This window comes from Microcoleus sp. S28C3, assembly GCF_036700785.1.
Taxonomy (GTDB): domain Bacteria; phylum Cyanobacteriota; class Cyanobacteriia; order Cyanobacteriales; family Microcoleaceae; genus Microcoleus; species Microcoleus asticus.
Map to the genome: position 1 here is coordinate 21,195 of NZ_JAUBPO010000008.1, position 14,716 is coordinate 35,910.

At 43.2% G+C, this 14,716-nt stretch carries 10 protein-coding genes; 9 read left to right on the forward strand and 1 reads right to left on the reverse strand.

All coding sequences use genetic code 11. The annotated features are described in order from the left end of the window. Positions 1-335: 335 nt before the first annotated feature. The 9 genes from QUA13_RS04240 (at position 336) to QUA13_RS04280 (ending at position 14,407) form a co-directional block, all read left to right on the forward strand. Positions 336-4,280, forward strand: a complete 3,945-nt coding sequence (locus QUA13_RS04240; protein WP_445242678.1) for a PAS domain S-box protein — start codon at positions 336-338, stop codon at positions 4,278-4,280. 7 nt (positions 4,281-4,287) lie between these two features. After that, positions 4,288-5,712 (forward strand): response regulator, encoded by a 1,425-nt coding sequence (locus tag QUA13_RS04245; RefSeq protein ID WP_333196880.1) that lies wholly within the window; start codon positions 4,288-4,290, stop codon positions 5,710-5,712. Between the two features lie 310 nt (positions 5,713-6,022). Continuing rightward, the gene (locus QUA13_RS04250) at positions 6,023-6,415 is read left to right on the forward strand and encodes a response regulator (RefSeq protein ID WP_333196883.1); all 393 of its coding nucleotides are present in this window, start codon (positions 6,023-6,025) and stop codon (positions 6,413-6,415) included. Continuing rightward, positions 6,412-8,982 (forward strand): response regulator, encoded by a 2,571-nt coding sequence (locus tag QUA13_RS04255; RefSeq protein WP_333196884.1) that lies wholly within the window; start codon positions 6,412-6,414, stop codon positions 8,980-8,982. Before QUA13_RS04250 ends, QUA13_RS04255 begins: the two co-directional genes overlap by 4 nt. Beyond that, positions 8,957-10,615 carry an adenylate/guanylate cyclase domain-containing protein gene (locus QUA13_RS04260; RefSeq protein WP_333196886.1) on the forward strand — a complete coding sequence of 553 codons (1,659 nt, stop codon included), beginning with the start codon at positions 8,957-8,959 and terminating at the stop codon, positions 10,613-10,615. Before QUA13_RS04255 ends, QUA13_RS04260 begins: the two co-directional genes overlap by 26 nt. 68 nt (positions 10,616-10,683) lie before the next feature. After that, positions 10,684-11,199 carry a DUF1499 domain-containing protein gene (locus QUA13_RS04265; RefSeq protein ID WP_333196887.1) on the forward strand — a complete coding sequence of 172 codons (516 nt, stop codon included), beginning with the start codon at positions 10,684-10,686 and terminating at the stop codon, positions 11,197-11,199. A 467-nt stretch (positions 11,200-11,666) separates the two neighbouring features. Then, the gene (locus tag QUA13_RS04270; protein ID WP_333196889.1) at positions 11,667-12,521 is read left to right on the forward strand and encodes a DUF2382 domain-containing protein; all 855 of its coding nucleotides are present in this window, start codon (positions 11,667-11,669) and stop codon (positions 12,519-12,521) included. A gap of 213 nt (positions 12,522-12,734) precedes the next feature. Beyond that, on the forward strand, positions 12,735-13,631 hold the full coding sequence (locus QUA13_RS04275) for a DUF2382 domain-containing protein (RefSeq protein ID WP_333196891.1): 897 nt from the start codon (positions 12,735-12,737) through the stop codon (positions 13,629-13,631). 290 nt (positions 13,632-13,921) lie between these two features. Further along, positions 13,922-14,407 carry a glutathione peroxidase gene (locus QUA13_RS04280; protein WP_333196892.1) on the forward strand — a complete coding sequence of 162 codons (486 nt, stop codon included), beginning with the start codon at positions 13,922-13,924 and terminating at the stop codon, positions 14,405-14,407. A gap of 54 nt (positions 14,408-14,461) precedes the next feature. Here the strand turns inward: QUA13_RS04280 and QUA13_RS04285 are convergent, their stop codons facing one another. After that, the gene (locus QUA13_RS04285; protein WP_333196894.1) at positions 14,462-14,689 is read right to left on the reverse strand and encodes a hypothetical protein; all 228 of its coding nucleotides are present in this window, start codon (positions 14,687-14,689) and stop codon (positions 14,462-14,464) included. Positions 14,690-14,716 lie beyond the last annotated feature (27 nt).

The following is a 14,716-nucleotide window of genomic DNA, read 5'->3' on the forward strand; positions in this document are numbered from 1 at the left end:
AGCCGGAATTGATATCATGTCCCCTCGAACAACCACCATAAAATTGGTTTGTAGTGAGGACTTTAGTCCTTAGATTTTATGATGACTAAAGTCCTCACTACAAACATATCTTCTTAGGTAATTAACCGGATTTTATCCGATCTCGTTTTTAGTTGCATCGGTATTATTCAAGTATTCCAATGTCCAAACCGTCAACAGTCAACAGTCAACAGTCAACAGTCAACAATCATCTCTCCTGAGTGCAACCGGACATCATATCACTCCCTCGTGTATCGATCCAAGATTTTAACATCTACTAATTTCCCTTGCCAATTTCAATTACTTTTAGGATGAATATGTTTCCTAAACCCCTCAATCGCTTTGCTACCAAAATTATCGGCAAAGCTCCATTACAAATTGTGCTCGTAGTTCCTTTTTTAGTGCAAATTGTCGGCATCGTAGGAGTTGTAGGTTGGCTGTCGTTCCAAAACGGTCAGCGGGCAGTCAACGATGTTGCCGCTCAGTTGCGGGGAGAAATTAGCGATCGCATCAAAGACCGCATGGAAAATTATATGTCAATTCCCCACATTGTCAATCACCTGAACGTTCAAGGTATAAAATTGGGGCAGTTGAACCTAGAAGAAAAACCAAAACTAGAACTTCATTTCCTCGAACAAATTCAATATTTTGATTCGATCAGCATCATTTACACAGCCACAATAAATGGAGACCACTCGGGAGCAATCCGCACTAAAGACCGGACTTTGATATCTGCTGCCGACAGCTCGACTGGCAATAAATTAGCTCGATATACTGCTGACTCTCAGGGAAATCGCGTTCAATTAGTGGAAATTTCACCCAATATTTACGACCCGCGAATTCGCCCTTGGTACATAGCAGCAGCGGCGGCAAAAAAACCGATTTGGACTCCAATTTATACAGATTTTTTGACTAGGGAACTGGCAATTACTGCTGCTTTGCCTATCTACGACAACGCTGGCAAGCTGTTAGGAGTAGCTGGCAGCGATTTGCTGTTTTCCAGAATCAAAGAATTTCTCGTCAGCCTCAAAATTGGCAAGTCGGGACAAACTTTTGTGATAGAGCGATCGGGGATGTTAATTGCCACTTCAACGGCAAGTCCAGAATTCGTGGTGGAAGGTAAAGAAACAAGACGCATCAAAGCTTCAGAAAGCGAGAATCCGGTAATTCGCCAAACCGCACAGCATTTAGAGAAATCCTACGACAGTTTAGCTAAAATCAATCATTCTCAACAGCTTACTTTTGATGTTGAGGGCAAGCGAAATTTTACGGAGGTAACTCCTTTTAAAGACGATCGGGGGTTGGATTGGCTGATTGTCGTAGTTGTGCCAGAGTCCGACTTTATGGAGCAAATTAACCTCAACACGCGCACGACTTTTTTGCTGTCGGTTGCAGCTTTGATCGGGGCGACAATTCTGGGGATTCTTACTGCTAAATGGGTGGTGCGGCCGATTTTAAAATTGAATGCGGCGGCGAAAGCTTTGGCGCGAAATGAATGGGATACAAAGCTGACTCTGAATCGCGAAGATGAACTCGGAGAACTTGCCGCTTCTTTTAACAGCATGGCAGAGCAATTGCAGCATTCATTTACTTCGCTCTCGGAAAGCGAAAGCCGAGTTAAACAATTTCTCGATGCAGTACCGCTAGGCATTTTTATTGCCGATGGAAACGGTCAACCTTATTACATTAATCCTACAGGAGAGCAGCTTTTAGGTCAAGGACTTGTGGCGACAGATTCAGAAAAATTGCGCGAATCCTACCGAGTTTATTTAGCTGGAACTCAGGAAATTTATCCAGCGGAACGCGACCCAATGTTAAATGCTTTGCAGGGCAAAAGTGTCACTGTTGATGACATTGAAATCTCCTCGAATGACAAAACTACTCCCATGCAAATTTCAGGAACTCCTATTTACGACGCCCAAGGAAATATTATCTACGCGATGTGCGCTTTTCAAGATATTACGGAACGCAAACTAGCTGAGAAACTGTTAACGGAATACAACCAAAATTTAGCAGTGCAAGTTGCAGAACGCACCGCCGATCTTGCTAAGGCAAAAGAAAAGTTTTCTAAAGCTTTTCGTTTGAGTCCGAATGCGATTACGATCACGAGAATCTGTGACGGAACTCACATAGAAGTCAATGACAGTTTCTGCCGGATGATCGGCTACAGTCACGAAGAAATTATTGGTAAAACAGCGGTGCAGCTCAATTTTTGGGCGAGTTTGGGAGAGCGCGACCGGATGATTCAAATGTTAAAAAACAAGACGGCACTTCACAATTACGAACTCAGGTTTCGCAATAAAAATGGTGCAGAAAGAACGGCGCTGCTGTCAATCGAAACCATCGATATTGACGGAGAAGCTTGTTTTTTGTCGATTTCTAGCGATATTACCGATCGCCAACAAGCAGAAACTGCCCTCCGGGAAGCAGAAGAAAAGTACCGCAACATTTATGAAAATGCTTTGAATGGAATTTTTCAAACTGCTAGTGACGGGAAATACATCAGCGCTAACCCCGGTTTAGCTCAGCTTTACGGTTACGAATCGCCCGCAGAATTAATAGCAGCACAGCCCAATTTCAAGAACCAGCTTTACGTGAAGCCCAACCGCCGCGACGAATTTGCAGCGCTGATCGACGAGTACGGGATACTATCAAACTTTGAATCGGAAATTTACCGCAAAGATGGCAGCATAATCTGGATTTCTGAAAATTGTCGCGCTGTCTGCGATGAAGCAGGAAATCTACTTTACTACGAAGGTTTTATTAAAGACATTACTGATAACAAACAAGCGGAAATCAAAATGCAGCAGGCGAAAGAAGCGGCGGAAGCAGCAAACAAAGCTAAGAGTACGTTTCTCGCCAATATGAGCCACGAATTGCGATCGCCCCTGAACGCGGTCATCGGCTTTGCTCAAGTCATGATGCGCAGTAAAACTCTGTCTCCTGAAAATCAAGAAGATGTCGCAATTATCCTGCGCAGCGGCGAACATTTGCTGGCTTTAATTAACCAAGTTTTAGATTTGTCAAAAATCGAAGCTGGACGCACTACTCTCTATGAAAAAAACTTCGATTTGTACAGGCTGCTCGACGATTTAGAAGATATGTTTGCTCTCAAAGCTGAGGAAAAATGCTTGCAATTAATGTTCGAGCGAGGCGCGGAAGTGCCCCATTATATTTGTACCGATGAAGTGAAATTGCGCCAAGTTTTAATTAATTTGCTCAACAATGCAATTAAATTCACTTCACAAGGCGGAGTCTCGGTGCAAATCAAAGGAGGAAGGCGGGGTGTAGACCAAAATAGCCGCGATCGATTGCCCGATCGCTACTCGCTACATTTTGAAGTTCAAGATACCGGTGCAGGCATTGCTCCTGATGAAATCCATCAGTTGTTTGAAGCATTCGTGCAGACAAAAACAGGTAAAGATTCTCAGGAAGGAACGGGTTTAGGTTTAGCGATTAGCCGCCAGTTCGTGCAATTAATGGGAGGTGAAATTACTGTTGCCAGCAACCTCGGAAAGGGTGCAGTATTTCAGTTTGATATCCAAGTTCATCTGGTTGAAGCTGGTGATATTGAAAGCAAAAAAACTCAACGTCGAGTGGTTGCCCTCGAACCGAATCAGCCAAGTTATCGCTTGCTAATTGTGGACGACAAACCTTTGAACCGCCAACTGTTGGTAAAACTTCTCAGTCCACTAGGATTTGAGTTAAGAGAAGCTAATAACGGTAAAGAAGCGGTGGATATTTTTATGGAGTGGGAACCGCATCTGATTTGGATGGACATGAGAATGCCCGTGATGGATGGCTACGAGGCAACGAAACAAATTAAAACTACAACTGGCGGGCAAGCAACGGCGATTGTTGCCCTGACTGCTAGCGTTTTGGAGGAAGAACGGGCGGTGATTCTTTCGGCTGGCTGCGATGATTTTATGCGGAAACCGTTCCGAGAGGAGGATATTTTTGTGGCAATGGGAAAACATTTAGGAGTACGCTATATTTATGAAGATCCAAGCGTAGTCAGTGGGGCAGGTATAGGGGAGTCAAGTCAGGAGGTGCTGACACCGGAGGCTTTTGCCTCTCTTTCTCCAGACTGGATAGCCCAATTCAAGCAAAATATTTTGAGTGTGGACATGGACGCGATCGCCAGTTCTATCGCACAAATCCGCACTGTCAACTCCTCTCTTGCGGGCACGCTTCAAAATTGCATTAATAATTTTGAATATGACAGAATTCTGAACATAATCGATATCAGTGATAACCAGTAAATACCCGATGACTTCTACTTTACCGAACACCAATCGAGCTAATATTTTAGTAGTGGACGACACTCCAGAAAACCTGCGGCTGCTGACAGGAATTTTGAGCGAAAAAGGCTATCAAGTTCGCCCGGTTCCCAACGGCAAGCTAGCATTGTCAGCAGCCCAAAAAATACCCCCGGATATAGTGCTGCTGGATATTATGATGCCGGAGATGGACGGTTATGAAGTTTGTCAGCAGCTCAAAGATTGTGAAGTAACAAAAGACGTTCCGGTGATTTTCATCAGTGCAATTAACGACGTGATGGATAAAGTTAAAGCTTTTGGCGTTGGCGGAGTAGACTTTATTACTAAACCGTTTCAGGTTGAAGAAGTTTTAGCGCGAATAGAAACTCATTTAAAAATTTGTTCGCTGCAACAAACTTTGCAAGAAAAAAATCAAGATTTAGCAACTGCGATCCACCAACTGCAAGCCACCCAAGAGCATTTGGTTCAATCGGAAAAAATGGCAGCCCTGGGACAACTGATTGCCGGCATTGCCCACGAAATCAATACCCCACTGGGCATTATAGGTTCGTCTATTAATAATATAGCTAATTTTGGAGACGAGTTTTTAGAAAAAATGCCTCAAATTTTTCAAGAACTTTCTGAAGAAAGCCAAGCTTATTTTTTAACTTTGCTGTATAGAGCTACCCATCAAGAAACTTTATTTACCAGCAAAGAGAAGCGGAAATTCAAACAGAAGTTGACGGGGGTTCTGATGGCAGAATCTGTTGAAAACCCCGAAGACATTGCCGATACTTTAGTTGACATGGAAATCTACGAAAACATAGAAAACTTGTTGCCACTTTTTAAATTGCCGGATTGGGAAGTAGTTTTAAATACTGCTTACCAGTTTGCGAGCTTTAAAAAAAGTATTAGCCTGATCCAAAGAGCGACAGCGAAGTCGGGCAAAGTAGTGTTTGCCTTGAAAACCTACGCTCATTTCGATAGCAAACAAGAAAAAGTCCAGGCGAACTTGCACGACGGCATTGAAACGGTGTTAACCCTTTATCAAAATCAACTGAAACACGGTATAGAAGTAGTTAAGAATTATGGAGATTTACCCAAAATTATGTGCTATCCAGATGACTTAAATCAAGTTTGGACGAATCTCGTTCACAATGCCCTGCAAGCAATGGATTATAAAGGTATTTTGACAATTGAAACTCAGCAGGAAGAGGCAAATATTTTCCTCAAATTTACTGATAACGGCAAAGGCATTCCCCCCGAAGTTATTCCCAAAATTTTTCAGCCATTTTTTACGACTAAATCTGCGGGCGAAGGTAGCGGTTTGGGATTGGATATTGTGAGAAAAATTGTTGAAAAACACGAAGGTACAATTGCTGTAGCTTCTGTACCGGGGCAGACAACTTTTACAGTCTCGCTGCCTATCTATTAAACAAAAATTATCTGTAGGGGGCTGATTCCCGGTGAAACTCGTCGCTGTCTCCCTGACAAAGACAAGATTTAGGGCGATAAACCCAGTTTATGTTCGGAAGTTCTATTAAAATAATATCACTTTAAAAAAAATGTAACTGTAGGCAAGTTCCCAACCCTTATGAAATTAGTCGTTCCGCATCTCAAACCTCAAATCTCAAATCTCAAATGGTATAAGATAGGGGACAGATCTCGTGCATCCTCGTCCGAAATCAATAATGTAGAAGCAAGTCATGTCGGTAAACCACTAAAATTAAAGCAGAGAGGAAAAGATGGATAAGCCTGTAATTCTTTGCGTTGACGATGAACCAGATATCTTGAATACTCTCAAAATGCAGCTAAAAAATGAATTTAAAAATGATTACTTTTATGAATTAGCGGAAAGCGGTGATGAAGCTTTAGATTTACTTGAGGATTTTCAAGAAGAAGCTCAGGTAATTGTGGTTGTTTCTGATTGGCTGATGCCCGGAATCAAAGGTGACGAACTTTTAATTAAAGTTCACCAAAAATATCCTAAAATTATTAAGGTGATGTTGACGGGACAAGCTGATGCAGCGGCACTTCAGCGGGCAGTAGAAGAAGCCGATTTATACTGTTGTTTGTACAAGCCGTGGCAAAGCAAAGACTTAATAAATATTATAAAATCTGGGCTGGCTAAGTTATGAAAAAACCTGTGATTGTTTGTATTGATGATGAACCTGATGTTTTGAACAGTTTAAAGATTGAACTAAAAAAGGCGATCGGCGATCGGTGTATTATTGAAACGGCTGAAGGGGGCGCTGATGCTTTAGAGTTGCTGGCCGATTTGCAGGCGGATGAATACGAGATTGCTTTGGTGCTTTCCGATTATATCATGCCGGATATTAAAGGGGACGAACTGCTGCGAAAAATTCACGAAAACTCGCCGGAGACGCTGACGATTATGCTGACCGGGCAAGCAGATTTGGAAGCTTTGAGCAATGCTATCAAGTATGCTAAATTGTACCGTTATATCCCTAAACCTTGGCAAAATGAAGACTTAAAATTAACCGTAGTAGAAGCAGTTCACAGTTATTTGCAAGACCAAAAGTTAACCGATGAAATCCTGAAACGCCAAGCAGTAAACGAGGAGTTAAAGCTAGTAAATGAGGCGCTGTCTGCGAGTGAAAGCCGCCTGAGGCAATTTTTAGAAGCTTTGCCAGTGGGGGTATCTGTTTATAATCCTGACGGCTCGATCGCCTATTTCAACCAAACAGCGGGGGAATTGCTGGGTGCAGACACTATCTCGGAAAGCACTGCGGAACAATTAGCTGCAACTTATCAACTTTATGTTGCCAATACTGATGAGCTTTACCCGCCGGATAATCTGCCAATTTTGCGCGCACTGAAAGGAGAATTTGTCAAGGTTGACGATGTAGAAATCCGTCAAGATGGCAAAATAATTGCGATCGAGATCAATACCACACCGATTTTTGACGCTAGCGGAAATGTTGCTTATGCGATCGCAGCTTTTCAAGATATTAGCGATCGCAAACAAGCCGAAAAAATACTAGCAGATTACCAGCGCACCTTAGAAGCTCAAATTGACGAACGCACAGAACAACTGCAACAAGCCGCATTAGCTGCTGAAGCAGCAAACACAGCTAAAAGCACGTTTCTTGCCAATATGAGCCACGAGTTGCGCACCCCTCTCAATTCCATACTCGGCTTTGCGCAAATCATGGAGCCCAGCCCGAATCTTACTCTGGAAAACCGAGAAAATATGAGAATTATTCGCCGTAGTGGCGAACACTTGCTGACCTTGATTAATGAAGTCTTAGACTTGTCAAAAATCGAAGCGGGGCGGATGACGATCGACCCGAAAATTTTTGATCTCTACCGCTTGCTTGAGGATTTGCAAGATATGTTTCAACTGCGGGCACAAAATCAAGAATTGCAGTTGCTTTTCCAGCGCGATCCAGACGTTCCCCAGTACGTGCGAACCGATGATATTAAACTGCGGCAAGTGCTGATTAATCTTCTCAGTAATGCGATTCATTTTACACAATCAGGCGAAATTATTTTAAAAGTTACAAAGTTAGAGAATTCGGAATTTATTAATTTATTAGAAACTCCCATAGCTTGCTTTGACACCACAATAAGTATTCGGGATTTTTCTAGAACTCGCAGTAATTTTGAAACAGTTGATTTGAAGGAAGAGGCTGAGGATTTAACTGTTCCGGGTTTTTTCCTTCAGTTTAAAATAGAAGATACAGGAGTTGGCATTGCTCCGGAAGAACTGGACAATATTTTTAAGGCATTTGTGCAAACAGCTTCCGGTCAAAAAAATCAGAAAGGCACGGGTTTAGGATTAAATATAAGCCGTCAATTTGTCCGCCTGATGGGAGGAGAAATCGTCGTAGAGAGTCAACTGGAACTCGGCACTACTTTTAAATTTGAAATTCCAGTCGATGCGGTTTATGATGCTGATATTCCAGCCCTGCAAATCAACCGCGAAGTTACTGGGTTGGAACCTAATCAACCGTGCTACCGGATTTTAATTGTGGACGATCGCGAAGACAACCGCCAACTTTTAGTCAAAATGCTTTCTCCCTTGGGTTTCGGGCTGCAACAAGCCACCAACGGCCGCGAAGCAATAGAAATGTGGGAAAATTGGCACCCGCACTTAATTTTGATGGATGTGCGAATGCCAGTGATGGACGGCTATGAAGCTACTAAAAAAATTAAGGCGAGTATACAGCAGAGAGAGCAAGAGCAGCAAAAAAATGGGGAAATGAATATTTCCGATCCTGAATCCCCAATTCCCAAGATTATTGCTTTGACAGCTAGTACAATTGAAGGAAGGCGATCGTTTGCTTTATTGGTCGGCTGCGACGATTTTATTAGCAAACCTTTCTGCAAAACAGATATATTTGATACCCTCAACAAGCATTTGGGGGTGAAGTATGTCTACTCTAACTCAACGGACTTTATCTCAACAGGCGATCGAAATAATCTATCTGCTTCCCCCTCTAATGCTGGGCTTGCTTGTTTGCCCAAACTTCCCGCAGAATGGATAAACAACATTAAGCAGGTAATCCGCAGTGCTGATTTTGACTTAATTTCCAGGACAATCGAGGGAATAAGGGATGCTCATCCTGAATTTGCCGAAATCCTCCAGGGTCATCTCGATAATTTTGATTACCAGAAAATTTTCAATGTAATTACCGAGACGGAGGAATCAGATAATGCAGATCGAGGCGGAACAAACTGAAAACTATCAAGCAGATATTTTAGTAGTTGACGATACGCCAGATAATCTGCGTTTGTTGATTAGAATTCTGCAAAAAAACGGCTATAAAGTTCGACCTGTTACTAATGGTTTTTCTGCCTTAGATGCGATTGAATCTAGCGCACCAGATTTGATTTTACTAGATATTATGATGCCGGATATTGACGGCTACGAGCTCTGTCAAAAACTGAAATCAGACCCGCAATTTAGGGAAATTCCGATCATTTTTCTCAGCGCGCTAGAAGAAGGAATAAATAAGGCAAAAGCTTTTGAAGTGGGCGGAGCAGATTATATCACAAAACCTTTTCAGGTAAAAGAAGTATTGGCGCGAGTGAGCAATCAACTTACTGTGCGTTCATTGCAAATGCAATTGCAAGAAAAAAATCAAAAATTGACCGATCAAAACTTCCGGTTGCACCAGGAAATCGCTGAGCGCCGCCAGGTTGAAATGGAAACAAGATTGCTGCTGAAAGCTACTCAAGCTATTAGCAAATCTGAGGATTTTGAGTCTGCTATAGATGTGATTTTAGGTTTAATTTGCCAAACTATTGAATGGAATTTGGGCGAAGCTTGGATTCCTTGCAGTGACGGCTTTTTAAAATGCGCTACAGGCAGGTACATCAGCGACTTGAGTTTTGCCGAATTCCGAGAAAAAAGTTGGCAGTTAATTTTTGCTCCCGGTGTGGGACTCCCGGGGAGGATTTGGCAGTCGCAGCAGTGTGAATGGATCGAGGATGTTTCTACTGCACCGGAACAAGTTTTTTTGCGATCGGAAATCGCGGTGAAGGTGGGATTAAAAGCGGCTTTTGGAGTGCCGATTTTGGCGGACAACCAAGTGTTAGCTATTTTGATTTTTTATCGCGAGAAAGTTCTGAAAGGTCAGCCGCGGTTGTTGGAATTAGTGAGCGCGGTTGCTACGCAGCTCGGTTCGCTGATTCAGCGGAAACAAGCTGAGGCAGCGCTGAAATTGCAGCAAGAGCAAACAGAGAAATTGCTGCTGAATATTTTACCGAAACCTATTGCCGAGCGCTTGCAAAAAGAGCGAAAGTTGATAGCAGATCATTTTGATGAGGTGAGCGTATTGTTTGCTGATTTGGTGGGTTTTACAGAGTTTTCTTCTCACAAAAGTCCGACCCAGTTGGTAGAAATTTTGAACGGGATTTTCTCGGAATTCGATCGGTTGTCGGAGTTGCACGGGTTGGAAAAGATTAAGACTATTGGGGACGCTTACATGGTGGTTGGGGGTTTGCCGACGCCGCGGGAAGATCACTCTGAGGCGATCGCACTTTTAGCTTTGGAGATGCAGGCAGCTTTGAGGAGGTTTAATGTCAAAATGGGAGAAAATTTTCAATTGCGGATCGGAATTCACAGCGGTTCGGTGGTGGCGGGGATTATTGGGATTAGCAAATTTAGCTATGATTTGTGGGGGGATACTGTTAATGTTGCTTCGCGGATGGAGTCGAACGGATTGCCGGGTAAAATTCAAGTGACGGTGCAGACTTACGAGCGTTTGAAAGAGCAGTTTGTTTTTGAAGAACGGGGTCATATCCCGGTTAAAGGTAAAGGAAGAATCCTGACTTACTGGTTGATTGAAGCACAAAGTAAATTTTTGTGATTTTTAGAGGTTAATTTCAATTAATATCTAAATTAAATTAAATTTGCACTTTCAGGAGGGCTAATCCTTTGCAAACAGTTGAAACAAAATCGCCAACAGCATTGAAAAGAGTCCTAGTTATTTTAATGTCATTGCTAGGAGTAGCGGTACTGTCGATCGCTACTTTTATCGCTATACCCGGAGAAAAAACGATGTTTGCTGGAAAAAGACCTGCCAATATCGGGATTGTGTCAGGAAAACTTGCAGCGTGCCCGAGTTCCCCCAACTGCGTCAGCAGCTTCAGTCAAGATGCGGAACACAAAATTGAGCCTTTGGCATACACTTCGTCCCCTGCTGAAGCGATGGCTAAGCTCAAAGGGGCGATCGAGTCTTTGGGAAAAACTAAAATTATCACGGCAACGGATAATTACCTCTATGCGGAGTTCACCAGTGCTTTGATGGGCTTTGTTGATGACGTTGAATTTTTGGTAGATGATGCAGCAAAAGTCATCCACGTGCGATCGGCTTCGCGTCTGGGAGAGTCAGATTTAGGAGTTAACCGCAAAAGGATAGAAACTATCAGAACTCAACTAAATCACCTCTGAACTTCAAATTTCTAGCTTTCCCGAAGCCCCTCTCCTGCAAGATGAGGGGCTTTGATTTTTGTAGCTCACTATGTAATGTTCATTTGTAACCATCTACTTAACAATTATTAACAGTAGCAGCTCGCGATAAGGACACCCCATTGCTATGTTCCTACAGATGCTCGCGCACCATCTATATGTAGCACTACTTGTCAGAATTGGTATAAGAAACCTGTTTTCTGCGTCAGTCCTGTTTAATGTAAATTAATGTAAACTCGTGTAATGCTGAGTTTGCCAACAGCCACTATTTGCATCTAGAGGAATTTACAATCTTTAAAATAGCTGAGCGCGCTAGCACAGAAAAAGAGATGCCGTAGTATTCCTATAGTATTAAAGGCACTAAATTATACACTTCTGACTTTAGGGAGAGGGAACTGAACGAATTAATTTCTACTATTAATTTAAGTAGAGCAAAGAGGAAAAAAAACATGGCACTTCAAAGATTAGCAGAATTTTATCCTAATTATCAGGAAGAAATCTTTGCGGGAGACGACATCAAGGGATTTGATGTTTATGCTGGCGACTCTGATGAAAAAGTAGGCACCGTTTATGACGCTTTGGTTGATGACACGGGTCGTTTCCGCTATCTGGTAATTGATACCGGTATTTGGATTTTTGGCAAAAAAGTATTGCTGCCAATCGGCTCTGCTCGCTTCGACTACGGAGCCCGTCGCGTGTACGCAACAGGCCTTCGGAGCAAAGCTCAAGCAGAACAATTGCCGGCTTACAATGAATTAGAAGCAGTAGATTACGATCGCGAAGAACAGGTAAGAGGCGTTTACCGCAATCAAGATACTACCGCTGCAAGCACTGCAACTCCTGCTAGCTACGATCGCAGCAGCTACAGCTACGATCTCGACCGCCCCCTCTACGAAACCAACGAACAGCAGCACCAAAATCTCAAGCTTTATGAAGAACGCTTGATTGCTAACAAACACCGCGCAAAGACAGGCGAAGTAGCAGTTGGCAAGCGCGTGGAAACTGAAACAGCGCGAGCTTCAGTACCCATTGAAAAAGAACGAGTGGTAATCGAGCGAGTAACGCCCGTAGAAGCGGGTCGAGTAGTTTCAGTCGGTGACGCTGACTTCCAATCAGGGGAAGTTGCACGCATGGAAGTTTACGAAGAAACCGCCGACATTCACAAGGAAGCTTTCGTGCGGGAAGAAGTCAACGTCAGAAAAGAAGTGGTTCGCAGCACGGTTGAGGGCGAAGAAACCTTGCGTCGTGAAGAATTAGACGTTAAGAGCGACGGAACTGCGGTTGTAGATAATAAAGATATCTAAACCAACCGCAACAGGTATTGCATAGGAATTGCGCATGAATCACATAATTCTGGCACTGCGCAGGTGAGATTTGTGGCATCGCGCAATTCCTATAGAACGGGGCGGGTGGAGTACGAAAATTGTCTGGTTTTGGCAAACTTTATGCACTTTTCCCGCATCGAGCAATTCCTAAGAGAAATCCCCAAGCATAAAAGTTTCAGGAAATTTTAAAAAATGAACGGTCAAGCCTCAGCAGAAAAGATAGCAACTGCCAAATCAATTGCCCGTCTCAACCGGGTTCCGGAAAAAGTCAGAACTAAGCTAAAAAGTTTTACAGTCAAAGACAACCAAGGTCACTTGGTAGGCAAAGTTAAAGATGTCTATTTCGATCCTAACGGTCAGTTAAACTTTGTGGTGGCAGGGCTAGGCAGCGAAAATACACGCACTTTTTTACTAAGTATTAAGCTGCTAAAAAAAGTAGATTATCACCAAAAAGCTCTGTTTGTAAGTATTAATTCAGATCAAGTCGATCTGCTGCCGCCTGTTTCGGCAAATGGCGGACGCGAGTCTTTAGAAAATGCCTCAGAAGCGCATAATGAATTTAACAACAGCGAGTTAACGAATCCCTCAACAGTTATGTCGAATCTAACAGATGGCGATGATCGCACAGATGAAAATTTGGAGACCGCTGAGGATGAGGAAAACTTGGATATTGTCGATCAAGAAGTAATTCGCCTGCTAGAAGAACGATTGGTGATCAATCGCAGCAAGCGCAAAGTCGGCGAAGTCATCGTGCGCAAAGAAATTGAAACTCGGATGGTACAAGTGCCTATCCAGTGGGAAAAGCTGATTGTCGAACAAGTCGGCGACGATCCGAAGGTGTTGGCAGAAATAGATTTGGGCGAGGGAAGCATCACGGGTATAGATTTGACGGAGATTAAGAGCGATCGCCAGGAACCGACAGTTAAGGCTGAATTTACCTCTGTGCAGAAAGCTAGCAAAATCTTAAATTCGATCGCCTCTCAACCCCGCCACGGTTGCGTCAAAGTCCGCCTAGAACTCGTTCTGGAAGACAAGCAACTTGAGGATACTTACCAAAAATGGATGACGGAACACCACTCAGAGAGTTAAACTATTCGTCCTTTTCGGTGTGGATTTTAGCTATTAGCGAGAAACTTAAATCTCATAGCGGATTGTGGCGATCGTTTCTGCGGACAAATTTTTCCCGCATCTACTAAGATCCTGTGCGGTAAATTAACCGTAATTTTGGTAGGGGCGGGTTCACCAATATCTATAATATAAGCCCGAGATCCGTAAACTCTGCCCGGCCGGGATATTTAAATTTTTAGCGATCGGCATCTCGACAAAATTATACCCAATTGCGGTAAAATTATGCTGGTCAAATTTAAAAGTATTTGAAAATGCCCAGCACAATCTCCGACATTCAAGTAAAAACGATCGCAGGCGCAGACAAGCAGCTAGGAGAGTACGCTGGCAAGGTACTCTTGATAGTTAACGTAGCTTCCCAATGTGGCTATACACCTCAATACAAAGGGCTCGAAGAATTGAGCCAGAAGTACGGCGCGGCTGGACTCCGCGTTTTAGGATTTCCCTGCAACGACTTCGGAGCTCAAGAACCCGGAAGTAATTCAGAAATAGTCAATTTCTGTACTACAAAATACGGCGTCAGCTTTGAATTATTTGACAAGGTACGCGCGATCGGCAGTCAGCAGCACCCGCTTTACGCTAAGCTTACGAGTGCAGTCGAACCCAAGGGTGAGGTTTCCTGGAATTTTGAGAAATTCTTAGTTAGCAAAGAGGGTGAAGTGGTTGCCAGATTCCGCAGCAGCGTGGGCCCAGATTCGCCAGAATTGATCGCTGCGATCGATCGAGAATTGGCAAAATAAGAAGTTCGGTGACGAAGCAGTCTATACGATTTAACAGATTTAACGGATGGATGTTTAGGGAAGAGGGAAGAACTTAAGATGCTTCTTTTCTAAGTTGAGAGCTTCTTTTATTCTTCTCTTCCCCATTGTTTGGAAGCACTCAGCAATTAACAAATACCCATGATGGGATTGAATTGGAGAACTGTTTAATTTAATGGAAAATACATCGGGATTAGATTTAGTTGTAGGTTTACTTGCCTTCGCAATTCTTGCAGGCGGCTTGGCAATGCTATTTGTAGGCATGGCATCGTTCCCTAAAGAAAAATAACC